Annotated in this window: 24 protein-coding genes; 2 read left to right on the top strand and 22 right to left on the bottom strand. The window is 61.6% G+C overall.

What is annotated here, in order from left to right; translation table 11 throughout:
• Positions 1-71: 71 nt before the first annotated feature.
• The 13 genes from yihA to QDI87_RS01685 form a co-directional block, all read right to left on the bottom strand.
• On the bottom strand, positions 72-737 hold the full coding sequence (yihA, locus tag QDI87_RS01745; RefSeq protein ID WP_055160788.1) for a ribosome biogenesis GTP-binding protein YihA/YsxC: 666 nt from the start codon (positions 735-737) through the stop codon (positions 72-74).
• A 28-nt stretch (positions 738-765) separates the two neighbouring features.
• Complete coding sequence (gene lon, locus QDI87_RS01740) at positions 766-3186, bottom strand: endopeptidase La (RefSeq protein ID WP_244881861.1); 2421 nt, start codon at positions 3184-3186, stop codon at positions 766-768.
• Between the two features lie 151 nt (positions 3187-3337).
• On the bottom strand, positions 3338-4636 hold the full coding sequence (gene clpX, locus QDI87_RS01735; protein ID WP_055160724.1) for an ATP-dependent Clp protease ATP-binding subunit ClpX: 1299 nt from the start codon (positions 4634-4636) through the stop codon (positions 3338-3340).
• Positions 4637-4647: 11 nt separating this feature from the next.
• Positions 4648-5262, bottom strand: coding sequence for an ATP-dependent Clp endopeptidase proteolytic subunit ClpP (gene clpP / locus QDI87_RS01730; RefSeq protein WP_055160721.1), 615 nt, complete (start codon positions 5260-5262; stop codon positions 4648-4650).
• 24 nt (positions 5263-5286) lie between these two features.
• Positions 5287-6576 (bottom strand): trigger factor, encoded by a 1290-nt coding sequence (tig, locus tag QDI87_RS01725; protein WP_036376494.1) that lies wholly within the window; start codon positions 6574-6576, stop codon positions 5287-5289.
• A 184-nt stretch (positions 6577-6760) separates the two neighbouring features.
• Positions 6761-7354 carry a GerMN domain-containing protein gene (locus QDI87_RS01720; RefSeq protein WP_055160718.1) on the bottom strand — a complete coding sequence of 198 codons (594 nt, stop codon included), beginning with the start codon at positions 7352-7354 and terminating at the stop codon, positions 6761-6763.
• Between the two features lie 112 nt (positions 7355-7466).
• Positions 7467-8537 (bottom strand): N-acetylmuramoyl-L-alanine amidase family protein, encoded by a 1071-nt coding sequence (locus QDI87_RS01715; RefSeq protein ID WP_244881857.1) that lies wholly within the window; start codon positions 8535-8537, stop codon positions 7467-7469.
• Positions 8538-8583: 46 nt separating this feature from the next.
• Positions 8584-8787, bottom strand: a complete 204-nt coding sequence (locus QDI87_RS01710; protein ID WP_036376485.1) for a DUF3006 domain-containing protein — start codon at positions 8785-8787, stop codon at positions 8584-8586.
• Positions 8784-9800 (bottom strand): ComEC/Rec2 family competence protein, encoded by a 1017-nt coding sequence (locus QDI87_RS01705; protein ID WP_416339874.1) that lies wholly within the window; start codon positions 9798-9800, stop codon positions 8784-8786. Before QDI87_RS01705 ends, QDI87_RS01710 begins: the two co-directional genes overlap by 4 nt.
• 50 nt (positions 9801-9850) lie before the next feature.
• A complete protein-coding gene (locus QDI87_RS01700) occupies positions 9851-10660 on the bottom strand; it encodes an HAD family hydrolase (protein ID WP_278742085.1) in 810 nt (269 codons plus the stop codon).
• Between the two features lie 26 nt (positions 10661-10686).
• Entirely contained in the window at positions 10687-10932 is a 246-nt protein-coding gene (locus QDI87_RS01695; protein WP_155948078.1) for a hypothetical protein, read from the bottom strand.
• A gap of 101 nt (positions 10933-11033) precedes the next feature.
• A complete protein-coding gene (locus tag QDI87_RS01690) occupies positions 11034-11648 on the bottom strand; it encodes a hypothetical protein (RefSeq protein ID WP_051652206.1) in 615 nt (204 codons plus the stop codon).
• A gap of 88 nt (positions 11649-11736) precedes the next feature.
• Positions 11737-13578 carry an acyltransferase family protein gene (locus tag QDI87_RS01685; RefSeq protein ID WP_081828431.1) on the bottom strand — a complete coding sequence of 614 codons (1842 nt, stop codon included), beginning with the start codon at positions 13576-13578 and terminating at the stop codon, positions 11737-11739.
• Positions 13579-13743: 165 nt separating this feature from the next.
• On the opposite strand from QDI87_RS01685, the gene QDI87_RS01680 reads away from it, so the two are divergent.
• Positions 13744-14850, top strand: a complete 1107-nt coding sequence (locus tag QDI87_RS01680; protein ID WP_162177208.1) for an SGNH/GDSL hydrolase family protein — start codon at positions 13744-13746, stop codon at positions 14848-14850.
• Between the two features lie 176 nt (positions 14851-15026).
• On the opposite strand, the gene argH is transcribed toward QDI87_RS01680, so the two are convergent.
• From argH to argC, 7 genes are all read right to left on the bottom strand, one after another.
• On the bottom strand, positions 15027-16454 hold the full coding sequence (argH, locus tag QDI87_RS01675; RefSeq protein WP_036376473.1) for an argininosuccinate lyase: 1428 nt from the start codon (positions 16452-16454) through the stop codon (positions 15027-15029).
• Positions 16451-17662, bottom strand: a complete 1212-nt coding sequence (locus QDI87_RS01670) for an argininosuccinate synthase (RefSeq protein WP_036376470.1) — start codon at positions 17660-17662, stop codon at positions 16451-16453. The genes argH and QDI87_RS01670 overlap by 4 nt, the downstream gene beginning before the upstream one ends.
• A 120-nt stretch (positions 17663-17782) precedes the next feature.
• Positions 17783-18715 (bottom strand): ornithine carbamoyltransferase, encoded by a 933-nt coding sequence (gene argF / locus QDI87_RS01665; protein WP_036376467.1) that lies wholly within the window; start codon positions 18713-18715, stop codon positions 17783-17785.
• A 166-nt stretch (positions 18716-18881) separates the two neighbouring features.
• Entirely contained in the window at positions 18882-20090 is a 1209-nt protein-coding gene (locus tag QDI87_RS01660; RefSeq protein ID WP_278742083.1) for an acetylornithine transaminase, read from the bottom strand.
• A 31-nt stretch (positions 20091-20121) separates the two neighbouring features.
• The gene (gene argB, locus QDI87_RS01655) at positions 20122-21009 is read right to left on the bottom strand and encodes an acetylglutamate kinase (RefSeq protein WP_036376460.1); all 888 of its coding nucleotides are present in this window, start codon (positions 21007-21009) and stop codon (positions 20122-20124) included.
• A 32-nt stretch (positions 21010-21041) separates the two neighbouring features.
• On the bottom strand, positions 21042-22253 hold the full coding sequence (gene argJ, locus QDI87_RS01650) for a bifunctional glutamate N-acetyltransferase/amino-acid acetyltransferase ArgJ (protein WP_036376457.1): 1212 nt from the start codon (positions 22251-22253) through the stop codon (positions 21042-21044).
• Positions 22254-22307: 54 nt separating this feature from the next.
• Positions 22308-23342 (bottom strand): N-acetyl-gamma-glutamyl-phosphate reductase, encoded by a 1035-nt coding sequence (gene argC, locus QDI87_RS01645; RefSeq protein WP_036376455.1) that lies wholly within the window; start codon positions 23340-23342, stop codon positions 22308-22310.
• A 192-nt stretch (positions 23343-23534) separates the two neighbouring features.
• Between argC and QDI87_RS01640 the strand changes: the two genes are divergently transcribed.
• Positions 23535-24371: a transglycosylase domain-containing protein gene (locus tag QDI87_RS01640; RefSeq protein WP_036376452.1), complete on the top strand. Its 837-nt coding sequence runs from the start codon at positions 23535-23537 to the stop codon at positions 24369-24371.
• 69 nt (positions 24372-24440) lie between these two features.
• On the opposite strand, the gene QDI87_RS01635 is transcribed toward QDI87_RS01640, so the two are convergent.
• The gene (locus tag QDI87_RS01635; protein WP_036376450.1) at positions 24441-25007 is read right to left on the bottom strand and encodes a hypothetical protein; all 567 of its coding nucleotides are present in this window, start codon (positions 25005-25007) and stop codon (positions 24441-24443) included.
• Positions 25008-25607: 600 nt separating this feature from the next.
• Complete coding sequence (gene sdaAA, locus QDI87_RS01630; protein WP_278742081.1) at positions 25608-26486, bottom strand: L-serine ammonia-lyase, iron-sulfur-dependent, subunit alpha; 879 nt, start codon at positions 26484-26486, stop codon at positions 25608-25610.
• Positions 26487-26495 lie beyond the last annotated feature (9 nt).

The following is a 26495-nucleotide window of genomic DNA, read 5'->3' as shown; positions in this document are numbered from 1 at the left end:
GCTCGTATATGCTCCTAAAAAAAATCGGATTCACGCGAAACGTGAATCCAATTCATCTTTCGTTATTTCTATTATACTAGAGTTTCACGGATGACGTCAAGTAAATCTGAACGTCCTTCATTTTTTACGGAGGAATACGGCAGGATGGAAATCTCCTTGACGCCGAGGGCGCGGCGGATGGCCGCGATGTTCTTCTGGCGCGCGTTCTTGCCGATCTTGTCGGCCTTCGTCGCGACGATCAGCACGGGGACATGGTGCTCGACGAGCCACTGGAACATCTCGACGTCCGAGGCCATGGGCTCGTGGCGGATGTCGATGAGCTGGCAGACGAACTGCAGATTCGGCGAGGTCAGCAGGTACTCGTCGATGAACTTCTTCCAGATCTTGCGGCGCTCCTTGCCCGTCTTGGCGTAGCCGTAGCCCGGCAGGTCGACGAGGTAGAAGTCCTTGCGGCCCTCTTCTTCGCCGGTCTTCTCGTCGCGCAGCTTGGCCGTCAGCTCGAAGAAGTTGATCGTCTGCGTCTTGCCCGGCTGCGCGGAGACGCGCGCGAGGCCGCGTATGCGCGTCAGCGAGTTGATGAGGGATGACTTGCCGACATTCGAGCGGCCGATGAAGACGATCTCCGGCAGCTCGCGCTCGGGGTACTGGTCTTTCCTGACGGCCGAGGCGATGTACCTGCCCTGCGTGATGACGACGGGCTCTACGGCTGCGGGCTTCTGCTCCGCTGCAGCCTGCATCGCCTGATCACTGTTCTTGTCATTTGCTTCAAGCATCATTGTCACCCCCCTGACCGCTTTCTGTACTGGATGCGTTCGCGCCCGTCTCGTCTTTCTTCGCAGGCGCCTTCTCATCTGGCACTTCCGTCTCTTGTTTCGCCGGTCTGTCTGCCGGCAGCAGGGCGGTCTTCAAGACCTCGTCCATGTGCGAGGCAGGCACGAAGGTCAGCTTCTCGCGCACGCTCTCGGGGATCTCCTCGATGTCGCGCGCGTTCTTCTTCGGCAGGACGATGGTCTTCATGCCCTCGCGGTAGGCGGCGAGCACCTTCTCCTTGAGGCCGCCGATTGGCAGGACGTTGCCGCGCAGCGTGATCTCGCCGGTCATGGCGACGTCGCTGTGGACCTTGCGCCCCGTCAGGGCCGAGATCATGGCCGTGGCCATCGTGATGCCGGCGGACGGGCCGTCCTTCGGCACGGCGCCTTCTGGCAGGTGGATGTGGATGTCGTCCTTCTCGTAGAAGTCCTCCGGCAGGCCGAGGGCATCGGCGCGGCTGCGGATGTAGGAGAGCGCAGCCTGCGCCGACTCCTGCATGACGTCACCGAGCTGGCCCGTCAGGATGAGCTTGCCCTTGCCCTTGAGCACGGTGACTTCAGTCGGCAGGATCGCACCGCCGACTTCGGTCCAGGCCATGCCCGTCGCGACGCCGACCTGCGGCTTCTTCTCCGACTTCGTCTCCAGGAACTTCACGCGGCCGAGGAAGTCCGTCAGGTTGCGGCGCGTCACGCGGATGGGCGGCTCTTCGCCCTCGACGATCTTGCGCGCGGCCTTGCGGCAGACCTGGCCGATGAGGCGCTCGAGCTCGCGCACGCCCGACTCGCGCGTGTAGTGCTCGACGATGTCCTGCAGCACGCCTGCGCCGAAGCGGATGTCCTTGCCGGAGAGGCCGTTCTGCTCACGCTGACGGCCGACGAGGTAGCGCTTTGCGATCTCGAGCTTCTCGTACTCGGTGTAGCTCGAGAGCTCGATGATCTCCATGCGGTCGCGCAGCGGGCGCGGGATGGTGCCGAGGTTGTTGGCCGTGACGATCCAGAAGACCTTCGAGAGGTCGAACGGGATGTCGATGTAGTGGTCGCTGAACGCCTTGTTCTGCGCGGGGTCGAGCACCTCGAGGAGTGCCGACGACGGGTCGCCGCGGTAGTCGGCCGCGAGCTTGTCGACCTCGTCGAGCAGGAAGACGGGGTTGCGCGTGCCGGCATTGCGGATGCCCTCGATGATGCGGCCCGGCATCGCGCCGACGTAGGTGCGGCGGTGGCCGCGGATCTCGGCCTCATCGCGCACGCCGCCGAGCGAGGCGCGGATGAACTGGCGCCCCGTCGCGCGCGCGACGGATGCCGCGAGCGACGTCTTGCCGACGCCCGGCGGTCCGACGAGGCAGAGGATCGGCGCATTCTTGTCGGGTGCGAGCTGGTGCACGGCGAGGAAGTCGAGGATGCGTTCCTTGACCTTCTGCAGGCCGTAGTGGTCGTGGTCGAGGATCTTGGCCGCCTTCTTGACGTCGACCGTGTCCTTCGACTCCTTGTTCCACGGCAGGGCGAGCAGCCATTCGACGTAGTTGCGGATGACGCTCGTCTCGGTGTTCATGTTGTTCATGCCCTCGAGGCGGTGAAGCTCGCGGTTCACGACCTCCTGCACGCGCTCGGGGTAGCCGCCGACGGCGAGCTTCGTGCGGTACTCGGCGATGTCGGAAACGATGTCGTCCTTGTAGCCGAGCTCCTTGCGGATGACCTTGATCTGCTCGCGCAGGTAGTAGTCGCGCTGGGCCTTGTCCATCTGCTGGCGGACCTTGCCGTCGATGTTCCGCTCCATGCGCAGGAGCTCGATCTCGTGCGAGAGGTCATACGAGAGCAGCTCGAGGCGGTCCCTGATGTTGATGCACTCGAGCAAGTCCTGGCGCATGTGGACCTTGAGGTTCAGGTGGCTCGCGATGAGGTCGGCCAGGCGCCCGGCATCGTCGATGATGGCGACGGAGACGAGCGTGTCGGCCGGGATGCGCTTCGAGAGCTTGACCCAGTCCTCAAAGCGGTGGATGAGGGAGCGCGTCGCGACTTCCACATCCGTCGAGGTGTAGATCGGGTCGGTGTAGACCTTGGCCTCGACCTCGTCGTAATTCTCGAGCCGGTGATAGTCGCTGATGCGCGCGCGCTTCTCGCCCTCGACGAGCACGCGGACCGTGCCGCCTGGCAGCTTGAGGATCTGGTTGATCACGGCGACTGTGCCGTAGTTGTAGAGATCCTCGCGTCCCGGGTCGTCCTTGTCGGCGTCAATCTGGCAGACGAGCAGGATGCGGTGGTCCTCCATCATCGCCTTCTCGATAGCCGCCAGCGAGCGCTCGCGGCCGACGTCGAGGTGGATGATCATGTAGGGAAAGACCACCATGCCGCGCAGCGGCAGCATCGGCAGCGTCTTCATCTCTGGCGGTGTGCGTTTCTTCGGGGCGGCAGGTGCCGTTTTGTTCTCGTTCCTTTCTGGTGCTTCTGACATATATATCCCTCCCCTTGTCGTTATCTTGTGGATAAAAAGACAAGGCGCTGCAAGCTGCAGCGCCCTGTCTTGCATCGTATCAGGCCGATGCTTCCTTGTTGCCATCCTTGGCTTTATCTGCTTTGTCGGCGGACTTTGCGTCCTTGTCGACGGTCAGGATGGGTTCTTTCTTGGATGTGATGACGTCCTTCGTCACGCGGCAGGCGGTCACGCCCTCAATCGACGGCACATCGTACATGACGTTGCGCATGATGCCCTCGATGATCGAGCGCAGGCCGCGCGCCCCTGTCTTGCGCTTGAGCGCCTCCTTGGCGATCTGGCGCAGGGCGTCGTCGTCGAACGTCAGCGTGACACCGTCGAGCTCGAGGAGCTTCTGGTACTGCTTGACGAGCGCGTTCTTCGGCTGCGTCAGGATGTTGACGAGTGCGTCCTCGTCGAGTGCGTCGAGCGTCACGACGACGGGCAGTCGGCCGATGAATTCCGGGATAAGACCGCTCTTCAAGAGGTCTTCCGGCAGGACCTTGCGCAGCGTGTCGCCGATGTTCCTCTGGCGCTTCGACTTGATCGGCGCGCCAAAGCCCATCTGCTTCTGACCGAGACGCGACTCGATGATCTTCTCGATGCCGTCGAAGGCACCGCCGCAGATAAAGAGGATATTCGTCGTATCGATCTGGATGAGCTCCTGGTGCGGGTGCTTGCGGCCGCCCTGCGGCGGCACGGAAGCCGTCGTGCCCTCGAGGATCTTCAAGAGCGCCTGCTGGACACCCTCGCCCGACACGTCGCGCGTGATGGACGGGTTCTCGGACTTGCGCGCAATCTTATCGATCTCGTCGATGTAGATGATGCCGCGCTCAGCCTTCTCGACGTCGTAGTCCGCCGCCTGGATGAGCTTCAACAGGATGTTCTCAACGTCTTCGCCGACGTAGCCGGCTTCCGTCAGGGCCGTCGCATCGGCGATGGCAAACGGCACATTGAGGATGCGTGCGAGCGACTGCGCGAGCAGCGTCTTGCCGCTGCCCGTCGGGCCGATCATGAGGATGTTCGACTTTGCGAGTTCCACATCCTCATTGTTCTTGCCCTGCCCCATGTTGATGCGCTTATAGTGGTTGTAGACAGCCACGGACAAGGTCTTCTTGGCTTCGTCCTGGCCGATGACGTACTGGTCGAGGATTGCGCGGATGTCCTTCGGTTTTGGGACGTCCTTGAGCTCGACCTCGACATCGTCGCTGAATTCCTCTTCGATGATCTCATTGCAGAGCTCGATGCATTCATCACAGATGTAGACACCTGGACCAGCTACCAGCTTGCGCACCTGGTCCTGCGTCTTGCCGCAGAACGAGCACTTGAGCTGGCCTTTCTCATCCCCAAACTTCAACATGACATCACCTCTTATGCCTTGGTCTCCGATTTCTTGCCCTTCTTGACCGGACGAGTGATCACCTCGTCGACCAGGCCGTACGCCTTGGCTTCCTCTGCCGTCATGAAGTTATCGCGCTCCGTATCCTGCACGACCGTCTCGCGGTCCTTGCCCGTCGACTCCACGAGGATGTCATTGATGACCTCGCGGATGCGCTGGATCTCGCGCGCCTGGATCTGGATGTCCGTCGACTGACCCTGTGCACCGCCGAGCGGCTGATGGATCATGATGCGGGCATTCGGCAGCGCGTAGCGCTTGCCCTTGGCGCCTGCCGTCAGGAGCAGCGCGCCCATGCTCGCTGCCTGGCCGATACAGATCGTCGACACGTCCGGCTTGATATACTGCATGGTGTCGTAGATGGCAAGGCCTGCCGTGACGACGCCGCCCGGGCTGTTGATGTACAGATGGATGTCCTTGTCCGGGGCTTCCGACTCGAGGAACAAGAGCTGCGCAACAACCGTATTGGCGACAGCGTCGTCAATCGGGCCGCCCAGGAAGATGATGCGGTCCTTGAGGAGGCGCGAGTAGATATCGTACGCGCGCTCGCCCGTATTGGAACGCTCCACTACCATTGGTACATAACTCATAGGTATACCCCCATATCAGGGATCTTATTTGGCGATGTTATCGATGATGAACTGAGCCGTCTTCTTGCGGAGTACGGATGCAGCCAGATCGCCAATACGACCCTGCTCCTTGATGATCTTCTGGACCTGCTGCGGCGTAGCGCCGTAAGCAGCTGCCATAGCAGCGACTTCTTCGTCGAGGTCCTTGGCTTCTACTTTGATGTCCTCAGCCTTGGCGACTTCCTCGAGCATGAGGTCCGTCTTGACGTTCTTCTCAGCCGTCTCGCGATACTGCTCGCGGAGCTTCGCGATGTCCGTGCCAGCGTACTGCAGGTACTGCTCGAGCTTCATGCCCTGCTGCTCGAGGCGCATCGCCATCTCCTGGATCATGGCCGTGACGCGGTTGTCGATCATGACAGCCGGGATGTCGACCGTGATGTTGTTCGTAGCCATCTCGATGGCAGCGCTCTTCTGGTCGTTCTCAGCCGTGCGCTCAGCGTTCTCCTCGAGGTTCTTGCGGATGTCAGCCTTGAGCTCATCGAGCGTCTCGAACTTGCTGACCTTCTTGGCGAGTTCATCGTCGATAGCCGGCAGCTCTTTCGTCTTGATGCTGCGGATCGTGCACTTGAACGTAGCGTCCTTGCCAGCGAGCTCTTTTGCATGGTACTCTTCCGGGAACTTGACGTTGACGTCGCGCTCCTCGCCGATCTTCGCGCCGACGAGCTGGTCCTCGAAGCCCGGGATGAAGCTGTTGGAGCCGATCTGCAGCGGGTAGTCCTTGCCCTCGCCGCCGTCGAATGCCTCACCGTCGACAAAGCCCTTGAAGTCGAGCGTCGTGAAGTCGCCGTCTTTTACCTCAGCGCCTTCCGGAGCGTCGACGAGCTTGCCCTGGCGGTCCTGGAACGTCTTGAGCTGCTTCTCGACATCCTCGTCCGTGATGTTGACTTCGTTCTTCGGGACATTGAGGCCCTTGTAGTCGCCGAGCTTCACCTCAGGACGCGGCGTGACCGTAGCCTTGAAGACGAGATCCTTGCCCTCTTCGAGCGTCTCGATGTCGACGCTCGGGCGCGTCACCGGGTCGATCTTCTGCTCGTCGAAAGCCTTGCTCAGTGCCTTCGGAGCGACGATATCGAAAGCTTCCTGCAGGACAGCGTCCTTGCCGACGTGGCGCTCGACGATCATGCGCGGAGCCTTGCCCTTGCGGAAACCCGGGATGCTCACGCGGTTTGCGAGACGCTTGCATGCCTGATCGACTGCCTTGTTGACTTCTGCTGCTTCGACCTCAATCGTCAGCGTGACCTGCTGGTTCTCTCCATTTTCTACCGTAACTTTCATTGTGTGAAATGACCTCCTGTATCATCTTATTGCATCATGATTGGCCAGTTCCGGCTTGTCAGCCTCAAAAACATGCCATATGGATTTTATCATAACATAAAATGCGCAGGAATACAAGGATTTCTGCGCATTGCTGGACCAAAAAGTCAAAATATCAAGTTGTCTGGCACGGAGAAGCCCCGAATCACTTCAGGAGGTCTGCCATGCGTCCCATCGGCTGCGAGAGGTCCATGTGGCCGCTGAGCGATTCGACTTTCTTGCCGTCGATGAGGATCTGGACCTTCTTGACCTCTGGGAATTCCGTCAAGGTGTCGACGACGGAGCCGACGAGCATCGTCTCGCCCGTCGAGCCGCCGACGAAGTCCTTGCGCAGGTCGCCCGTGAAGTCGACCGTCGCCGTGCCGTTCTCGACCTTGACACTGCGGAGCTTGGTCTGCTTCGGGATGATGTTCGTCTGGCCCTTCTCCTTCGTGCCTTCGAGGAGCGACTCCATCGCCGCCGTGTACTTCTCCTGCCCGTCGAGCGTGACCGTGCGCTTGTCGGCAATGAGCTTCATGCCCTGCTCATCGGGGTAGTAGACCTTGATCGTGAGCTTCTGCGGCTTCTTCTCGGTGCCCTGGCTCGAGGACGTGGCTGCCGGTGCGCTCTCCGCCTGGATGGCAGATGACGAGCTGCCGTCTGCCGTGCCCTTGCCAGCCGTCTCTGAGCCGCAGCCGGCGAGAAGGGCGAGCGCGAAGATCGCGAGCCCCAGCATTGCGTAACGGACGTATTTCTTCATGATCCTTCATCTCCTGTTCCGTCTATTCCGTCTGCTTCATGTCATTCATGTTTTCATGCATATCCTTGCTTCTACACGTCTAGATTCGAGATTCGCCCTGCGATTCCCTGCCTCAGTTGCCGCTGAAATAGCGGCCGATGGCGCGCGCGATGGCCTCGGCGAGCTTCATCTGGTACTGGGCATTGCTGAGCAGCTGCTCTTCGTGCGCATTCGTGATGAAGGCGAGCTCGGCGAGCGTCGCCGGCATGCTCGAGTGCTTGATGACATAGAAGTTCGCCGTCTTGACGCCGCGGTTGAAGAGGCCGCCGGCCTTCTCGAGCTCCTCATTGACCAGGGTCGCGATGCGCTCGCCCCTCGGCGAGCCCGCGTAGTAATACGTCTCCATGCCGTGCGAGGCCGGATTCGAGAAGGCGTTGCAGTGGATCGAGACGAAGAGCTCCGCACCCGGCGTGTACTCGCCGACGTTGACGCGCGCCTGGAGCTCCTGGCGGTCCGATGCGTTCGGGCCGTAGACGTCGACGTCCTTGTTGCGCGTCATCGTGACGCGTGCGCCCGAGTTCTCGAGGATGGACTGCAGGTCCTTCGAGACGGCGAGCGTCACGGAAGCTTCCGTCACGCCCGTCGGGCCGACGGCACCTGTGTCGCTGCCGCCGTGGCCTGGGTCGATGACGACCGAGTGGCCGCTGACGCCCGCGACGCGCGAGGAGCTCGCCGTGCCGCCCGTCGCGAAGATGTCGATGACGAGGCGGTACGGCTTCTTGGCCGTGCGGTCCGCCGGCTCTGCGTGCACGGCGTAGCTGCCGTCGACGACAGGGTTCTTGCAGTCGATGCGGATCTGCGTGTGGCGCGCCTCGAGCTCACGGATGTGCAGATGCTTGGCGTACTTGGCGAGCAGCGTGTAGTCCGGCTTGAGCTTGCCCGGCTCCGTGTTCGAGAGGTCGATGATGAGCTGCTTCTCGAGGTAGGGGCGCGTCGTGACATCGTACGTCACATTGTCCCGGTCCATGCCGACCTCGATGCGCAGGGCCTGGCGACCGTCGACCTCCGTCTCATACGACTGGAAGTAATTGAGTCTGTGCACCGCTTCGCGCCTTGCCGCCTCACCATTCTGCGGCAGGATGGCCGCCGCACAGGCGAGCAGCATCAAGAGCATGGCGGCTCCACGGCATATCTTGCTGAACAAAAAGAGTTCCTCCTTCTTCATTCTCATCTTGATCCATCAATCGTCTTTAATCGTCTTTGAGGAGGTCGAGCGCTTCCTGCTCGGCCTTCTCCGTCGCTTCCCTGTCGTAGGCGATGTCGATCTTGAGGTAATCGCCCTCGCCGACGCCCTCTGGCAGGAAGCGCTTCGGGAAGTTGACTTTCTTCATCTCCTCGCCGAGCAGAAGCACGGCGAGGTCGCCCTCAAAGCGGTCGAGATAGGCTGAGATCATTGTGCCTTCCCCTCCTCTGCCTTGATGCTGTAGTCCTTGCCATCCGTCGTGATGGTGATCGTGCCGTTCTTGTCGGTCTCATAGACCTTGCCCTTGTAGACTTCGCCCTTGTCGTTCTTGACGAGCTTCGTCTTCTTCTGCGAGCCGTCGCGGCGGTCCTTGTAGGTGCTCTGGCCGAGGTAGCGCGCGAGCACATCCGTGTGCGGGTGGCCGTAATCATTGCCCTGGCCGCACGAGATCAGCACGGCTTCCGGCCAGACGGCCTTAAGGTACGCCACGGACGAGCCCGTGCTGCTGCCGTGGTGCGGGCTCTTGAGGATGGTGCTCCTAAGATCCTTGGCATCCGCCTTCAGGAGCTGCTCCTCGACCGGCTGCTCGGCATCGCCCGTGAAGAGCATCGAGAAGTCGCCGTAGGTGAGCTTGCCGACGACCGACTCATTGTTCGGGTCGTGCTTGTAGCCCTTCTGCGTGCCCTTCTCGACGAGTTCCTTCGTCGGGTAGAAGACCTTGAACGAGACGCCGCTGCCGAAGTCGAGCACATCGCCGGCCTTGAGCGCCTGGTGCTTGATGCCTTTCGCCTTGAGCTGCTTCATGTAGCCGATGTAGAGCTTCGACGTCGACGGCATGCCGTTGTCGTAGACCGTGCCGACTTGGTAGTCCTTGAGGAGGACGTCCATGCCGCCGATGTGGTCGGCATGCGGATGCGTCAGGATGACCTTGTCGATCTTCTTGACGCCCGCCTTGTCGAGCTCGCGCTTGAACTTGTCGCGCTCGTCGACATCGCTCGTGTCGATGAGCACCGTCTGCTCCGCCGTCTGGATGAGGATGGAGTCACCCTGGCCGACGTTGAGCATCTTGATCGTGACATCCTTGCCGGCCGTGGCCGTTGCCGAGGACTTTGCAGCGCCCGAAGAGGCACTTGAAGAACTCGTGCCCTGGCTGCCGCCGCAGCCCGTCAGCACGGCGATGGCCAGCATGATGATGCCGAGTATCATACCGATTTTCTTTCTCACGTTTTTTCCCCCTGATACAATCAATTCCTATCTTTATATCTGCGCCTGCCTCAGAGCAGGTACTCTGCGATGCCCGCAGCCACGCCGTCCTCGTCGACGGACGGCACGATGTGGTCGGCCAGCGCCTTGAGCTGCGGCCGCGCATTGTCCATGACGAGGCTCGTGCCGACCGTCTGCATCATCTCGATGTCATTGAGCCCGTCGCCGAAGGCGAAGCTCCTCGAGACGGGGATGCCGAGATACGAAAGCGCGTGCAGGATGCCCGAGCCCTTCGTGACGTCTGCCGCGTAGAGCTCCATGTTCTTCTTGTGGTACGGGTCCATGAGGCCCGCAAGGCCCGGCCAGGAAAGCAGCTTCGCAAAGAGGCCGTGGCCGCCCGGGTCCTCCGAGGCAAATTCCATCTTCGCGACAGGCACCTTCTCGAGGTCGTAGTCGCGCACGAACTGCGTGACATCGACATCGATGCTGCGGTAGAATTCCTCCGTCAGCTTGTACTCCGGCTTGAGGTAGACGCTATGCGGCCCCTCGAGGATGTACTCGACGCCGTGTGCTTCTGCAAGGTGCGCGATCTCTTCGACCGTCGCCTGCGGCAGCATCTTCTTGTAGATGGTCTTGTCGCCGAGCAACACGACGGCGCCGTTCATGAGCACGTAGCCGTCGAAGAGGTCCTGCTGCACGAGCTCCGGGTCGAGGTAGGCATACGGCCTGCCGCTCGCGATGAACGTGCAGTGGCCCGCCGCGCGCAGTGCGCGGATGGCCTCCTTGACGGCCGGCGCGATCTGCGTCTGCCCTTCCATGATGTTGATCAATGTGCCGTCGATGTCGAAGAAGACGGCTTTTCTCTCTTGTTTCACAGGCATTCCCCCATAGACCGATTGACCGGTATTCAACGCGACTTGCGGTAGTAGATGCAGCAGCGGACGATGGTCAGCACGAACCAGATGGCGAACGTCACCGTAAAGATCCAGTCGACCGTCTCCATCTTCGAGAAGTCCATCACCGAGAAGATGCAGATCGCCGCGATGGCGATCACGCCGTCCATCGGCTTGACCGCTGCAGAGAGCCAGCTCTCCTGCCCCTCCCGCTCCATTTTCGTTCTGTCCGGCTTATTGTTCTGATACGGTTTACGCAAAGTAAAGACTCCAATCTCGTGTATTCTTGCTTTTATACTACTCGGGATTGGAGTCAGATTCAAGTTATTTCAGAACCTCGATGGTACATTTTTTGCAGTTGTCAGCGGTACTCGAGGTCGCGCGTGCCGCGGCGGATATCCTCCGACACGGGCAGGCTCGCCTCGTAGCGGCGCACGATGACGGACGTCGTCAGCACGCCGGCGAGCAGGACGATGGCGACAAGCAGGATGACGCGCGCCGTTGAGTTGTCGCTGTCGCCGTCATCCGAGAACAGGCCGCCGAGCCCCTGCTGCACGCTGTCGAGCGCCGGGCCGAAGCTCTGGATCGCGTTGTAGGTGTTGTAGGCCTGCGCGAACGTGTTCCAGCCGGCAACGCCGAGGTTCGAGAGCGACTTGTCGCGCGCGAAGGCGATCCACGACTGGATCGTGATGAAGATGCCCGAGCCGATGAGCGGCACGATGATCATGATGTAGATGAGGTTCATCATGACGCCGAGCATCGCGGGCGGCAGGTAGCCCGTGCTCACGGCGATGTAGCCGACGACGACCGCGTAGACGAAGGTGAAGCCGGCAGCCGACTGGATGGCGCCGCACCAGGCCAGCAGGCGGATCCAGCCGCCGACGGCCTTCGACTCCGCCCAGACGCGCCCGACGTTGCGGGCGTTGAGGAAACTGATGACGAGGTTGAGCCCTAAGACGAGAACAAGCATCAGCATGATTATCACTCCTTTTCAATCTGGATACCAGTATAAGCGGGCATTCTGAAAAGTAACGGAAAACGATAGAAAATCCATGGAAGCGTCATCAGTCGGCCGCGGGATGCGCGAGCGTCTCTGCCATCGTGTCATGGATGAGCTTGGCATAAGCGGCCGTGCCCTCGTCGTTCGGGTGGATGCCGTCGCCGCCGAGCCATTCCGGATGCTTGGAAACGAGGCCGTACCAGTCGACGATCGTCACGTTCGGATGGTCTTTGGCCATATTCGCGAGGTAGTCGTTGTTCGTCTGCTGCCACGAGAGCTCCGGGCAGTAGACATTGACCCAGAAGATGTGGCGGTCGGGACCGAGATACTCGAGGAGCGCGCGCGTCTGGACCTCGTACTTCTCGTAGCCGGCAATCGGGCCGTTCGTGCCGAGCGCGATGACGACGTTCTTGCCGAGGCGTCCCTGCGCCGCCATCTCTTTCGCCGCGTCGAGGCCGCCGCCGACGTAGCGCGAGACTTCCGCATCGATGATGCAGCCCGGCAGCACCTTGCGAAGCTCGCCCGAAGAGCCGAGCATGACGGAGTCGCCGATACAGGCGACGCCCGAGAGGTCGACCGCGGCTTCATCCTCCGCTGCCTTCTGCTCGGCGGCCTCTGCTGCCGCCTGGTCATTGGCCGCCTGCTGCTCCGCGGCATTGGCGGCGAGCCTCTCCTGCAGCTCACCCGTGTCGCTGACCTTCTGGTCGGCCGAGACGGCAATCGCGTGGCCGCCGAAGCCCATGAGCGCGAGGCCCGGCAGCGTGAAGGCCGTCAGGAAGATGCAGGCCGTGACGATGTGGCGGCCGCGGATGGCCGGCAGGCGGCGGCTCGTGATGACATGCGCGAGTGCGTCCGACCAGATGGTCAAGACGAGGATGGCTGCGATCTCGAGCGCCGCGTAGTACGGCAGCTGCGTCCAGCCGAGCTTGGCGAAGAGGTAGATGACCGGGTACTGCCAGAGGTAGATGCCAAAGCTGCGCTTGCCGAGCCAGCCGAGCCAGCGAAGCTTCGGGCTCTCGAGCGCGGCGCCGACGAAGAAGCGGTCGTCGGCCGTCAGCAGCAGGAGCACACAGAAGAGCGCAGTCATCGCGAGCATGCCCCACTCGTAGACGTAGGCAGACTGGCCGTCAAAGAGGAAGTAGGCGGCAATCGATACGCCGACGAGTACGGGCCAGGCGAGATAGCCGAGCAGCATCCTGTATTTGCCGAGGCGCGCACGCGGGTGGTCGACCCACCAGAGGCCGAGCACGGCGCCGAAGAGCAGCGCGTAGACGCGCGTGTCCGTGCCGTAGTAGAGGCGCGTGACATCCATGTCCGGCTCGTACATCATCGGCATGACGGCCGCCGAGCCGAGCGCGAGCAAGGCGAGTACCACGAGGCCTGCGCGGCGCCCGGCGAGGATGTCGAGAAAGGCGTAGAGCGCGAAGAGCAGCGGCCAGACGAGGTAGTACTGCATCTCGATGCCCATGAACCAGAGGTGCGTGAACGGCGAGGCATTCGTCAGGCGCGTGAAGTAGTCGGCATTCTGCGCGATCTGCCACCAGTTGTTGTAGCCGAGGACGATCGAGAGGAACTCCGGCCGGATGGCCGCGACGGCCTTCGGCAGCACGAAGGAAAAGACGCCGATCGTCGTCAGCAGCACGATGAAGAGCGATGGGTAGATGCGCTTGATGCGCTTCCAGTAGTACGCCTTCACGCGGAAGCGGTGCTCGAGCCAACTGCGCTTGCTCGTGTAGGCGAGCAAAAAGCCCGTGAGCACGAAGAAGAGGGAAACGCCGAGATAGCCGCCCGGCAGCCGCTCGGGGAACATGTGGAAGAGCGTGACGCCGACAATCGCCAGCGTGCGCAGCACATCGAGCCCGTCGATGTGCCGCCTGCCCGCCGCTTCACGTCCAAATAACGACAAAATGATCAACTCCTAAACCATGATATGTATAACTAATAATATAGAGTGCAGAGAAGGAAAAAACAAGCCCAAAAGCGAAAACCGATAGAAAGAGATGCATGGAGAAAGGATGGAACCGATTTGACTGCACACACGACTCAAACGACTCGAATGAGAATAACTCAAATGAGAATGAATGGAAAGAAAACAATACGACAGAAGCTGCTCACCGTGAGCCTCGCCCTCGCCTGCCTGCCGGGCACCGCCCTTGCCGCCTCCTTCCCCGCCACAGCCCCCGCCATCCACTATGAGGGGCGCTGGCAGGAGAACGGCGGCTGCTATGAAGCCGCGCAGGGGGCCGTCTACCTTGAGACGGATTTCACGGGCACGCGCATTGCCGCCGATCTCCAAGACCACGAGAACCGCTGGCTCGTCTCCATTGACGGCGGCCCTTCGCGCAAAGTGCGCGCCGCAGCAGACGGTCCGACCGTGCTCGCCGAGGGCCTGACCAATGGCCGCCACACGCTCAGGCTCGAGCGCGCGACGGAGGGCTCGTACGGCATCAGTCACTTCCGCGGACTCGAGGCTGACTCACTCGAAGCTCCCGCAAGACAGGCAGAGCGCCTGCGCCTGGAATTCGTCGGCGACTCCATCACGGCGGGCTTCCGCAACGACGGCATAAAGCATGGCCACAACGACGCTGCCATCGAGGACGGCTCAATGGCGTTTGCGCCGCAGCTCGCGCGCCTGCTCGGCGCCGACTACAGCGTCGTCGCCAAGTCGGGCGAAGGCGTCGTCCACAACTGGGGCACCCCCTGGCCTGACCGCGGCCTCCACACCGAGGAGCGCTACCGCTGGACCCTCTACGGCGCGCACAAGACGCCCGGCAACACCATCTGGCAGAGTGAGAAGCTGCCCGTCTCCGCCGTCATCCTCGCACTCGGCACGAACGACTTCAGCGACAAGAAGCGCCGCCCCTATCACGAGGAATACGTGCAGGCCTGGACGAGCCTCATCCGCCAGGTCCATGCGATGAACCCAGAGGCACCCATCATCTGCCTCGAGCCGCTGCCCGCCGCTGTCTCGCCGCTCGCGGGCCTCTGGATTGAGGAGGCCTGCCAGCGCGCACAGCGAGAAGGCATCCCGGCCCACTACATCGCACTCAACGCAGACGGCCCGCTGCTCGCCCCCGGGGACTTCGTCGGCGACGGCACGCACCCGACGAAGTCCGGCTCAGCCCGCCTCGCCCGATACCTCGCCCCGCGCCTCGCGCCCTTCCTACCCCATCATTGACAGGACCAGGCCATCGCCGCGTCCCCGCGCCCAATCCCCGCGCCGTCGTCCACGAGACGTATTACCTCGACAACGGCCAGCCGTTCCATTCTACATAGACACAAAGACGAGGAGCCCGCTTCCCCATCGCACAAGAGCGATGGGAGAAGCGGGCTTCTCGTTTCTTGTCTTTTTATTTACTTGACCTGGATCTGCTGGTCGGCTGCCCTGTCGGAAATCGTTTCCTCGGCTGCGAGCAAGTCCTTGGCGGCGTGGAGCTGGAGCTCCACCTGCTTGTAGGACGTGCCGCCGAGCGAGTTGCGGTTCTTGACGCACGTCTCGGGGCTGATGGCCTCCTTGATGTCGGCGCCGAAGAGCGGCGAGAGCTTCTGGAAGTCCTCGAGGCTCATGTCCTCGAGGTAGATGCCCTTCTCGATGCAGTCGTGGACGGCCTGGCCCGAGACGGCATGCGCCTTGCGGAACGGCATGCCCTTCTTGACGAGGTAGTCGGCGAGGTCGGTCGCATTGGAGAAATCCTCCGTCACGGCCTTCTTCATGACGTCCTTGCGGACCTTCATGCCGCGGATCAGCTGCGCGTAGACGGCGAGGCTGAACTTGACGGTGTCGATCGCGTCGAAGATGCCCTCCTTGTCCTCCTGCAGGTCCTTGTTGTAGGCAAGAGGCAGGCCCTTGACGGTCGTCAGCATGGCCATGAGGTGACCGATGACGCGGCCCGTCTTGCCGCGGACGAGCTCGGAGACATCCGGGTTCTTCTTCTGCGGCATCATCGAGGAGCCCGTGCAGTGCGCATCGTCGAGCTCGACGAAGTGGAACTCGCGGCTGCACCAGAGGATCGTCTCCTCCGAGAGGCGCGAGAGATGGACCATGAGAATCGAGGCCGCCGCGAGGAACTCCATGATGTAGTCGCGGTCGCTGACGGCGTCGAGGCTGTTCGTGTAGATGTTCTCGAAGTTGAGCTGCTTCTGCACGAATTCGCGGTCGATCGGGAACGTCGTGCCGGCGAGCGCGCCGGCGCCGAGCGGCATGATGTCCGCGCGCTTGTAGACGCCCTCAAAGCGGGCGAAGTCACGCGAGAGCATGCCGAAGTAGGCGAGCAGGTGATGCGAGAACAGGATCGGCTGTGCGCGCTGCAGATGCGTGTAGCCCGGCATGATGACGTCGCTGTACTTCTCCGCCGTCTCGACGAGCGCGCGCTGCAGGTTCTCGATCTCCTTCTGCACGGCCACGACCTCGCGGCGCACGTACATGTGCGTGTCGAGCGCGACCTGGTCGTTGCGGCTGCGCGCCGTGTGCAGGCGGCCGCCGGCCTCGCCGATGGCGTCGGTCAGGCGCTTCTCGATGTTCATGTGGATGTCCTCAAGGTCGACGGAGAACTCAAAGTTGCCCTGCTCGATCTTCTGGAGGATGTCCTTGAGGCCTGCGATGATCTTGTCGCGGTCCTCCTCTGTGATGATGCCGCATTTCGCGAGCATCGTAGCGTGCGCGATGGAGCCCGCGATGTCCTCGTGGTACATGCGCTTGTCGAAATTGATGGAGGCCTGGAACTCGTTGATCATCTCATCGGTCGACTTGGAGAAACGGCCTCCCCACATAGCCTTGCTCATTTACTGTTCTTCTCCTGCATCAGGGCGCGTACCTTGAGCGGCAGGCCGAAGAGGTTGATGAAGCCCGTGGCGTCAGCCTGGTTGTAGACATCATCGTGCTCGAACGTGACGTATTCCTTGCTGTAGAGGGAATACGGGCTCGTGGAGCCAGCGGAGATGATGTTGCCCTTGTAGAGCTTGAGCTTGACCGTGCCCGTGACCGTCTGCTGCGTGCTGTCGACGAAAGCGGACAGCGCCTCGCGCAGCTGGCAGAACCACATGCCATCGTAGACGAGCTCGCCGAAGCGGACAGCGACGTGCTGCTTGAAGTGGTACGTCATGCGGTCGAGGCAGAGGTACTCGAGCTCGCGGTGTGCGTAGTAGAGGATCGATCCGCCCGGGTTCTCATAGACACCGCGGGACTTCATGCCGACGAGGCGGTTCTCGCAGATGTCGACGATGCCGACGCCGTTGCGCGCGCCGATCTCGTTGAGCTCCGTCAGGAGAGCGACAGGATCCATCTTCTTGCCGTTGACGGCAACCGGCTCGCCCTTCTCGAAGTCGACCGTGACGTATTCCGGCTCATCCTTCGCGTCTTCCGGTGCCTTGGAGATCAGGAACATGCTGTTGTGCGGCTCGTTGGCCGGATCCTCGAGGTCGGAACCCTCATGGGAGAGGTGCCAGATGTTGCGGTCCATGGAGTACGTCTTGTTCTCCGTCGCGATGGGGATGCCGTGCTTCTTGGCGTACTCAATCTCAGCGGAACGGGAATCGAGGTCCCACTCGCGCCACGGAGCGATCAGCGTGATGTTCGGTGCGAGTGCCTTGACCGTCAGCTCGAAGCGGACCTGGTCATTGCCCTTGCCCGTAGCGCCGTGCGCGATGGCGTCAGCGCCTTCCTGCTTGGCAATCTCGACGAGCTTCTTCGCGATGATTGGGCGCGCAAAAGACGTGCCGAGCAGGTACTTGTCCTCGTAGACAGCACCGGCCTTGAGCGTCGGCCAGACGTATTCCTTGAGGAACTCCTCCTTGAGGTCTGCGATGTAGACCTTGGAAGCACCGGACTTCAGGGCCTTGTCGTGTACGGCGTCGAGCTCGTCACCCTGTCCGACATCGGCGCAGCAGGCGATGACTTCGCAGCCATCGTAATGCTCCTTGAGCCACGGGATGATGACGGAGGTATCGAGACCGCCCGAGTATGCGAGTACGACTTTCTTGATCTTAGCCATGGTAAAAACCTCTCTTCCTATACTCCTCCCCGCCCATCACGCGTTCATGCTTGCCATGGGCATCTGGAAGGGATAATGCACAGTCATAAAATTACAAGTCACCGATTACAGAATGCGTGTTCAGTCTGCCATCGTCAGAGCCATGATGGCCTTCTGCGTGTGCAGGCGGTTCTCCGCCTCGTCGAAGATGACATCGGCGTTGGCCTCGAGGACCTCCTCCGTGATCTCCTCGCCGCGGTAGGCCGGCAGGCAGTGCATGACGATGACGCGCTTGTCGGCGCCCTCGAGGAGCTCCTTGTTGACCTGGTACGGTGCGAAGATCTTCTTGCGCGCCTCGTGCTCGGCCTCCTGGCCCATGCTGGCCCAGGTGTCTGTGACGACGATGTCGGCATCTTTGACGGCCTCGTGCGGATCCGTGACGAGGCTGAGCGAAGCGCCCGTCTCCTTCGCGTCCTCGAGGGCGTTCTTGAAGACCGTCGCATCGGGGCGGTAATCCTCCGGCGTCGCCGCGACGAACGTCATGCCGACCTTCGCACAACCGTAGAGGAAGGAATTCGTCATGTTGTTGCCGTCGCCGACGTAGGCCATCTTGAGGCCCTTGAGGTTCTTGCCCTTGTACTCCTCGATCGTCAAGAGGTCGGTGAGGACCTGGCAAGGATGCAAGAGGTCCGTCAGCGCGTTGATGACCGGGATGTCCGCCCACTTCGCGAGCTCCTCCACGCGGTCATGGCCGAACGTGCGGATCATGATGCCGTCGAGGTAGCGCGAGAGCACGCGCGCCGTGTCGCGGATGGGTTCACCTCGCCCGAGCTGGAGGTCACGGTTCGAGAGGAAAAGCGCCTGGCCGCCGAGCTGGTACATGCCCGTCTCAAAGGATACTCGCGTTCGCGTCGAAGACTTCTCGAAAATCATGCCGAGCGTCTTGCCCTCGAGGATCTTGTGCGGCACACCCGCTTTCTGCTTTGCCTTGAGCTCCTTGGCGAGTGCCAGGATCTCCTGTACCTCATCCACGGATAAGTCGTGGATGGATAGCATGTCTTTCCCTTTCAACATATGATGACCTCCCTGCTGGAATCACTAGAACATCTGTAGTCTTGTAACTTCCGTAACTATTGCATATTATACATCAAATCCAGCCGCTTGAAAAGTGTAGATATGCATTTTTTTTGTATTTCTATACATATCACCCCGAACGGCTGAATTTTTTTATTTGTCGTACTTATTTATCGTATTTTGCGAGCACATCGTCGAGCGTCAGGATGACCGTGTCGACCTGCTCCTTCGTGATGATGAGCGGCGGGATGAAGCGCAGCACCTTGCCGGCCGTGCAGTTTATGATTGCACCCTCGGCGAGGCAGTCGTTGACGATGTCGCGGCCGTGCTCAGCGGAGGCGAGCTCGGCGCCGAGGATCAGGCCCGTGCCGCGGACATCCGTGATGAGTGCGGGGTGCTTGGCCTTGAGGTGCTCGAGCTGCTGCTTGAAGTAGCTGCCGACCGCCTCGACGTGCGCGAGGAACTCCGGCTTCGGCACCGTGTCCAAAACGACGTTGGCCGCCGCGCAGGCGAGCGGATTGCCGCCGAACGTCGTGCCGTGGTCGCCGGCGTGGAAGGCCTTGGCCACCGCATCCGTCACGATGAAGGCGCCGATGGGCACGCCGCCCGCGAGACCTTTTGCCAGCGTGACGATGTCCGGCTTGACGCCGTACTTCTCGTAGGCGAAGAACTTGCCGCTGCGGCCGATGCCGGCCTGGATCTCGTCGAAGATCAGGAGCGCGTGGTACTTGTCGCAGAGCGCGCGGACCTTCTTGAGGTAGTCGCCCTCCGGCGTGTAGACGCCGCCCTCGCCCTGGATCGTCTCGAGCATGACGGCGGCCGTCTTCTCGCTCATCATCGACTCGAGCTCCTCGATGTCGTTGTAGTGGACGTAGTCAAAGCCGTCGGGCAGCGGGCCGAAGCCCTCGTGGTACTTCGGCTGGCCCGTCGCCGTCAGCGTCGCGATTGTGCGGCCGTGGAAGCTGTCCCAGGCCGTGATGATCTGGGATTTCTCGGGGTCTATCTGGTGCGCGTACTTGCGCGCGATCTTGATGGCGCCCTCGTTGGCCTCGGCGCCCGAGTTGCCGAAGAACGCCTTGTCGAGTCCCGAGAGCGCGACGAGCTTCGCCGCGGCGTCGGCCTGCGGCTGCGTGTAGTAGAGGTTCGAGCAGTGGATGAGCTTCTTCGCCTGCTCGGAGATGGCCGTGACGAGCGGCCCGTAATCGTGGCCGAGCACGTTCACGGCGATGCCGCCTAAAAAGTCGAGGTACTTCTTGCCGTTATTGTCCCAGAGGTACGCGCCCTCGCCGTGATTGAGCACGATCTTGTAGCGGTTGAAGACCGGCAGGTAGTCCTTCGCGTCCTTCTCAAATATCTCTTTATCCGTTTCCTGCATGAAATCGCATCCTTCTCTTTTATCGTGATTGTCAGCGCACGACCTGCGTGCCGATACCCTGCGAGGTGAAGATCTCGAGGATGATGGAGTGGTCGAGGCGGCCGTCGATGATGTGCGTCTTGCCCGTGCCCTTCTCGAGGGAGGTCAGGCAGGCCTCCACCTTCGGGATCATGCCGCCCTGGATGACGCCCGACTTGATGTAGTCGCGCGCCTCCTGCATGTGAAGCGTCGAGAGGAACGAGGACTTGTCGGAAAAGTCCTTGTAGATGCCCTCGACGTCCGTCAGTAAGAGCAGCTTCTCCGCGTGCAGCGCCCCGGCGATCTCCGCCGCGACGTAGTCGGCGTTGATGTTGTAGCTCTCGCCGTTCGCGCCGACGCCGATCGGCGCGATGATGGGCACGTAGTCCTGGTCGAGGAGGTCCTCGATGAGGGCCACGTTGACCTTCTGGACGGCGCCGACGTAGCCGATGTCGACCTTCTTCTTTTCATCGCCCTCGTAGACTGTCGCGAGCTTCTTCTGGGCGCAGATGAGATTCGCATCCTTGCCCGAGAGGCCAACGGCGCGCACGCCGCGGTGATTGAGCAGGTTGACGATCTCGGAGTTGACCTTGCCGTCGAGGACCATCTCCGCGATCTCGACCGTCTCCGCGTCCGTCACGCGCAGGCCGGCGACGAACGACGACTTCTTGCCGACCTTCTTGAGGAAGCCCGTGATCTCCGGGCCGCCGCCGTGCACGATGACCGGGCGGATGCCGACGTACTTCATCAGCGCGACATCCTGCATGACCTTCTCTTTGAGGTCCTCATTGATCATCGCATTGCCGCCGTACTTGATGACGATGGTCTTTCCGTAAAATTCCTGGATGTAGGGCAGCGCCTCGACGAGGATGGCTGCCTTATCCTTGGCTGTGAATGTCATACTATCCTTCCCCTATCTCTTGCGCCAGTCTATCAGGTGTGATACTCGCCGTTGATCTTGACGTACTCGTAGGAGAAGTCGCAGGTCCAGACGGTCGCCTCTTCCTCGCCCTGGCCCATGTCGATGGAGATGGTGATGTCGTGCTGCTCCATGACCTTGGCGAGCGCCTCAGCGTCGTATTCGGCGCCGACACCGTGTGCGTAGACGGGGATATCGCCGAACTTGACGACGACGTCTTCGGGGTTCATCGGCACGCCGGCATAGCCGACGGCGCAGATCACGCGGCCCCAGTTCGGGTCAGCGCCGAAGAAGGCCGTCTTGACGAGCGGGCTCTTGGCGACGCTCATGGCGATCGTCTTGGCGTCGGCGAACGTCTTCGTGCCCGTGACGTGGACCGTCAGGAACTTCGTCGCGCCCTCGCCGTCATCGGCGATCTCCTTGGCGAGTTCCTTGCAGAGCTTGTCGAGCGCCTCGACGAACTTGGCGTAGTCCTCGCTTCCCTCCGCGATCGGCGCATTGCCGGCCGCGCCGTTGGCCATGACGATGGCCATGTCGTTCGTGCTCATGTCGCCGTCGATCGAGATCATGTTGAAGGACGTCGCGACGACCTTGGAGAGCGCCTTCTGCAGGAGCTTGCTGTCGATGGCGGCATCCGTCGTGATGAAGCAGAGCATCGTGGCCATGTTCGGCTGGATCATGCCCGAGCCCTTGGCGATGACGCCGAAGCGCACCGTCTTGCCGCCGAGCTCAATCTCGAGCGCCGCCGTCTTCGGATGCGTATCCGTCGTCATGATGGCCTGGCTTGCCGCGCTGCTGCCGTCCGCCGAGAGCTTGCTGACGGCGTCCTTGACGCCCGCTTCCAGCTTGTCCATCGGCAGCGGCACACCGATGACGCCCGTCGAAGCGACGACGACATCTTGTGGCGTGCAGCCGAGCGCCTCGGCAGCGATCTCCTGCGTCGCCTTGGCGTCTTTTTCGCCCTGCTCGCCCGTGCAGGCATTGGCACAGCCGGCATTGGCGACGATGGCGTGCGCCGTGCCCGTGGCGACGACGGCCTTCGAGGCAAAGACCGGCGCAGCCGCTACGGCGTTCTGCGTGAAGGTGCCGGCGACAGCCGCCTCCTTCTCCGTGTAGATGACGGCGACATCGAGGTTGCCGCTCTTCTTGATGCCGGCCTTGACACCGGCGGCCTTGAAGCCCTGCGGGAACGTGACGCCCGCCTCATTGTGGAATGCGTTGATCATATGGGATTCCTCCTAAATGTAAATGGTTTCGATTTCGTATGCGCCTCGCGATACTCAGGGGTACATCGGCACGAAGTCAAGGCCCGTCTTCTCGTCGAAGCCGCAGGCGATGTTGAAGTTCTGGACGGCCTGCCCCGCCGCGCCCTTGACGAGGTTGTCGATGGCGGAGAGCACGATCACGCGGTGCGTGCGCTCGTCGATGTGCCAGGCGATGTCGCAGAAGTTCGAGCCGCGGACTTCCTTCGTCGAGGGGTAGCCGCCGCGGCCGAGCAGCCGGATGAAGAACTCCTTGCTGTAGGCCTTCTCGAAGGCGGCGTCGACGAGCTCCGGCGTCACGCCCTCCTTGAGCGTCGCGTAGCACGTCGCGAGGATGCCGCGCGACATCGGCACGAGGTGCGGCGTGAAGTTGATAACCGTCGCCTCGCCCGAGAGATCCGTGACGGCCTGCTCAATCTCCGGCGTGTGGCGGTGATGCGCGACATTGTAGGCGCGGAAATTGTCGTAGAGCTCCGGGAAGTGGTTGGCCTGCTTCGGCGAGCGGCCCGCGCCCGAGACGCCTGACTTCGCGTCGACGATGATCGTATTGACATCGATGAGATGCGCGCGCGCGAGCGGCGCGAGCGCGAGGATGCTGGCCGTCGTGAAGCAGCCGGCGTTGCCGATGATCTTGGCATCGCGAATCTCGTCGCGGTAGAGCTCGGCGAGGCCGTAGACGCGCTCGGCTTCAGGATCCGTGTGCGGCACGTGGTACCACGCCTCGTAGACACTCGTATCGCGGAAGCGGTAGTCAGCGCCGAGATCGATGATGCGCACCGGCAGGTCCCGGAGCGCGCGGCCGACCTTCATCGCATGGCCGTGCGGCAGGCCGATGAAGACGAAATCGCTGTCCTTGCCGATGGCCTCGATGTCCTTCATGCTCTCGAGCACCATGTCGTAGCAGCCTCGCAGGTGCGGGTAGAGATCCGCGATCTTCTCGCCCGTGTGGCTCTCGGATGTGATGTGCACGACTTCTGCCTGCGGATGATTGTAGAGGATGCGCAGGAGCTCCGCTCCCGCGTATCCCGTTGCTCCCAGGACACTGACTTTCATACTAGTTCCTCCTCCGGGGCTCGGCCCCTTGAATTGATGTTTATAATTATACATCTATGCTGTATAATATTGCAAGCCTTTTCTTTACAATTTTACAGATTTTTTTGCGATCCCTCTCATCGCATTTGGCGATGCGGTTGCTGACGAAATAAACCGTGCGTGTTATAATGAGGACAAAGGAGTGTTTATTTCATGGCAACAAGACGACGGCGGTCACCGAAACGGCTGATCCGCTTTCTTTTTTTCCTCTTGATCCTGTTCCTCGCCGCCTTCTTCGTATCGGGCGGGCTGGCCGTCTTCTCCGCAAAGACGTGGCAGAGCGCAGGCGGCTTCCTGCCGCGGCCGACGCAGAGCGTGCCCGCCAACGAGATGACGGACGAGGTGCACCATCCGGGCTTTTCCGACCGGCTGAGCCGCGTCATCTTCCTGCGACGCGCCGTCGAGAGCCGCGTCAACGTGCGCGACCCGCACTACGTCAAGCTGCAGGACACGCCCGACTCCCTGCAGCAGGCCATCGTCGCCGTCGAGGACCGGCGCTTCTACAGCCACCACGGCTTCGACTTCGAGGGCATCGCACGCGCCACCCTCGTCAACCTGCAGTCCGGCGAGATTGAGGAGGGCGCGAGCACCATCACGCAGCAGCTCGTCAAGAATCTCTTCCTCTCGCACGAGCAGTCCTTCGGCCGCAAGGCCGAGGAGTTCGTGCTGGCGCTCGACATGGAGTGGAACTACTCGAAGGACGAGATCCTCGAGATGTACCTCAACACCATCTACTACGGCTCGAACTACTACGGCATCGGCGCCGCCTCCGAGGGCTACTTCGGCAAGCGGCCGCGCGATCTCGCCCTGCCCGAATCGGCCATGCTCGCCGGCCTGCCGAACGCCCCCTCGCTCTACTCTCCCTACGTCGACTTCATGATGGCCAAGAAGCGCCAGTTCATCGTCCTCGACGCGATGGTCAGCTGCGGCTACATCGACAAGACGATGGCCGAAGACGCCAAGATCAAGCCGCTCTACCTCGCACACTGAGCCCATCCCACCGACAACCCGTCGGCCAATCAAAAAAGACAAGGCATTGTGCCTTGTCTTTTTTATGCATCATTTCTTTTTGCTGTTTTCCTTCTGCTGCTCGACAGCGGAGCGCTCGAAGTGCTTGTAGAACTGCTCTGCCATGTTCGTGTAGGTGGCAACCGTGTCGCCTTCGCTGCGGTTGGCCTGGATCTGGTAGGTGTAGAGAAGCTCGTTCGTGCCGGCCTTGTAGACGTCGAAGAAGAACGTCGTGCGGCTGTCATTGGCGACCGTCAGGATGACGTAGGCATCCGCGTAATTAGCGACATACTGCTTGAAGTCCTTGGCAGCCGTGCGGCGGTCGAGCGCCTTGATGTCGATGTTCTGGTCCGCCTTGATGTTCTGTGCGACCGTGTCATACGAGATGACGTAGCAGCGCGCCACGCGGCTCGACTCATAGACGATCTGCGTGAGCATGTCCTTGTTCGGGGATTTCGGGTCAACCTGCATGTAGAGCGGCGAGCCGATGGCCAGACGGTGGATGGCCGTGAGGTCGGCCCCCTCCTGAACCGTGACCTTGTCGGCATTTGCAAAAGCAACCTGCGTGCCGAGCACGACCATGCAGGCGATGAGCAGCATCTGGATGATTTTCTTCATATAATAATCTCTCCTTACACTATATTTTGCGAATCATCTCGCATTGTTATTCTCATTTTACACTGCCTGGCAAAGATACGCAAGGAAAAAAGCACAGACCCGCCATCAGGCTGGTCTGCAGCAGGCGAAGTCCGCAGCGGGCGGAGAGGACTGCCCAACGGCAAGATTCACCGCCAGCGGAGAGGGCTGACCATTAGCGGAGCTTTGGCCGCCTGCGTCAAGAACGCAGGTTTTGCCGACCAAGCCCCTTGCCGGGAAGCGCCGTTCAAGCGAAGCGCGTTTCGCTCCCCGGCAAGGATGTATTCCAGGGCAAAACATGCGTTTAGCAGCCGGTCATGCGCAGCGTTGGGCAGTCTCTCTGCGGCCAGACTGAATCCGCCGTCAGCAGGAGAGGGCTGACCATAAGCAGAGCTTTGGCCGCCTGCGTCAAGAACGCATTTTTTTGCCGACCAAGCCCCTTGCCGGGAAGCGTCGTTCAAGCGAAGCGCGTTTCGCTCCCCGGCAGGGATGTATTCCAGGGCAAAACATGCGTTTAGCAGCCGGCCATGCGGAGCGTTGGGCAGCCCTCTCCTGCGGCCCGGCTAACCCCTCTCCTGCCCCTCAGTCGGGATAGACGCGCTTCTCGATGGCCTTGGCCGTCGGCGTGACGGCGAGGCCCGCCTCGCTCGTCTCGCGCAGCGACTTCGGCAGGAGATGGCCGACCTCGTTCATCGCGGCAATGACCTCATCGACAGGGATGACCGACCGGATGCCCGCCATCGTCATATCAGCCGCCATCATGGCGACGACCGTCGCGAAGCCGTTGCGCTTGACGCACGGCACCTCGACAAGGCCGGCGACGGGATCGCAGACGAGCCCCATGAGATTCTTGATGGCGAGCGCCGTGCCATTGCCGATCATCGCCGGCGTGCCGCCCGCGAGCTCGACGAGCGCTGCCGCCGCCATGCCAGCCGCCGTGCCGCACTCCGCCTGGCAGCCGCCCGCCGCGCCGGCAATCGAGGCATTCTGGTCGACGACCATGCCGATCCCCGCCGCCGTCAGCAGCGCCAGCACGATGTCGCCGTCAGCGAGACGGCGCTGCTTTTTCGCCGCGTAGAGCGCCGCCGGCACGATGCCGCACGAGCCCGCCGTCGGACATGCGACAATGCGCCCCATGACCGCGTTGACCTCACTGATGCCCACCGCACAGGCCGCCGCCTCGATGGCCGCCTCCCCCATGTACCCGCTCGTGCGGTACGCGTAGAGCTTCTTCGCGTCGCCGCCCGTCATGCCGCTGACCGACCGCTCCGTATTCTGGATGCCGCGCACGATCGACTCCTGCATGACCTGCCAGTTCTTCAGCATCGCCTGCAGGACCTCGCCGCGCGAGCGCTCCCTGTCGTGCATCTCGCGCGCGAGCACGATCTCGTGGACCGGCACATGCTGCGCTTCGGCGAGCGCCACGAGCTCCGCGACCGTATTGAAATTCACCTGTATCATCTCGTACTC

The sequence above is a fragment of the Mitsuokella jalaludinii genome (assembly GCF_928722185.1).
Taxonomy (GTDB): domain Bacteria; phylum Bacillota; class Negativicutes; order Selenomonadales; family Selenomonadaceae; genus Mitsuokella; species Mitsuokella jalaludinii.
The sequence above is the reverse complement of the archived record's forward strand: the minus strand, read 5'-3'. Positions and strand labels throughout refer to the sequence as shown.

Bases quoted from the DNA above. Each gene is read 5' to 3' on its own strand.
- QDI87_RS01700 (WP_278742085.1), bottom strand. From the start codon at position 10,660: ATGCCTGTGAAACAAGAGAGAAAAGCCGTCTTCTTCGACATCGACGGC.
- clpP (WP_055160721.1), bottom strand. From the start codon at position 5,262: ATGAGTTATGTACCAATGGTAGTGGAGCGTTCCAATACGGGCGAGCGC.
- QDI87_RS01720 (WP_055160718.1), bottom strand. From the start codon at position 7,354: ATGAAGAAATACGTCCGTTACGCAATGCTGGGGCTCGCGATCTTCGCG.
- QDI87_RS01670 (WP_036376470.1), bottom strand. From the start codon at position 17,662: ATGGCTAAGATCAAGAAAGTCGTACTCGCATACTCGGGCGGTCTCGAT.
- QDI87_RS01690 (WP_051652206.1), bottom strand. From the start codon at position 11,648: ATGCTGATGCTTGTTCTCGTCTTAGGGCTCAACCTCGTCATCAGTTTC.
- tig (WP_036376494.1), bottom strand. From the start codon at position 6,576: ATGAAAGTTACGGTAGAAAATGGAGAGAACCAGCAGGTCACGCTGACG.
- QDI87_RS01710 (WP_036376485.1), bottom strand. From the start codon at position 8,787: ATGATCTCAGCCTATCTCGACCGCTTTGAGGGCGACCTCGCCGTGCTT.
- argJ (WP_036376457.1), bottom strand. From the start codon at position 22,253: ATGATCAACGCATTCCACAATGAGGCGGGCGTCACGTTCCCGCAGGGC.
- QDI87_RS01680 (WP_162177208.1), top strand. From the start codon at position 13,744: ATGAGAATGAATGGAAAGAAAACAATACGACAGAAGCTGCTCACCGTG.
- lon (WP_244881861.1), bottom strand. From the start codon at position 3,186: ATGAAGACGCTGCCGATGCTGCCGCTGCGCGGCATGGTGGTCTTTCCC.
- QDI87_RS01635 (WP_036376450.1), bottom strand. From the start codon at position 25,007: ATGAAGAAAATCATCCAGATGCTGCTCATCGCCTGCATGGTCGTGCTC.
- argC (WP_036376455.1), bottom strand. From the start codon at position 23,342: ATGAAAGTCAGTGTCCTGGGAGCAACGGGATACGCGGGAGCGGAGCTC.
- argF (WP_036376467.1), bottom strand. From the start codon at position 18,715: ATGTTGAAAGGGAAAGACATGCTATCCATCCACGACTTATCCGTGGAT.
- QDI87_RS01640 (WP_036376452.1), top strand. From the start codon at position 23,535: ATGGCAACAAGACGACGGCGGTCACCGAAACGGCTGATCCGCTTTCTT.
- yihA (WP_055160788.1), bottom strand. From the start codon at position 737: ATGCAGGCTGCAGCGGAGCAGAAGCCCGCAGCCGTAGAGCCCGTCGTC.
- sdaAA (WP_278742081.1), bottom strand. From the start codon at position 26,486: ATGATACAGGTGAATTTCAATACGGTCGCGGAGCTCGTGGCGCTCGCC.
- clpX (WP_055160724.1), bottom strand. From the start codon at position 4,636: ATGTTGAAGTTTGGGGATGAGAAAGGCCAGCTCAAGTGCTCGTTCTGC.
- argB (WP_036376460.1), bottom strand. From the start codon at position 21,009: ATGACATTCACAGCCAAGGATAAGGCAGCCATCCTCGTCGAGGCGCTG.
- QDI87_RS01660 (WP_278742083.1), bottom strand. From the start codon at position 20,090: ATGCAGGAAACGGATAAAGAGATATTTGAGAAGGACGCGAAGGACTAC.
- argH (WP_036376473.1), bottom strand. From the start codon at position 16,454: ATGAGCAAGGCTATGTGGGGAGGCCGTTTCTCCAAGTCGACCGATGAG.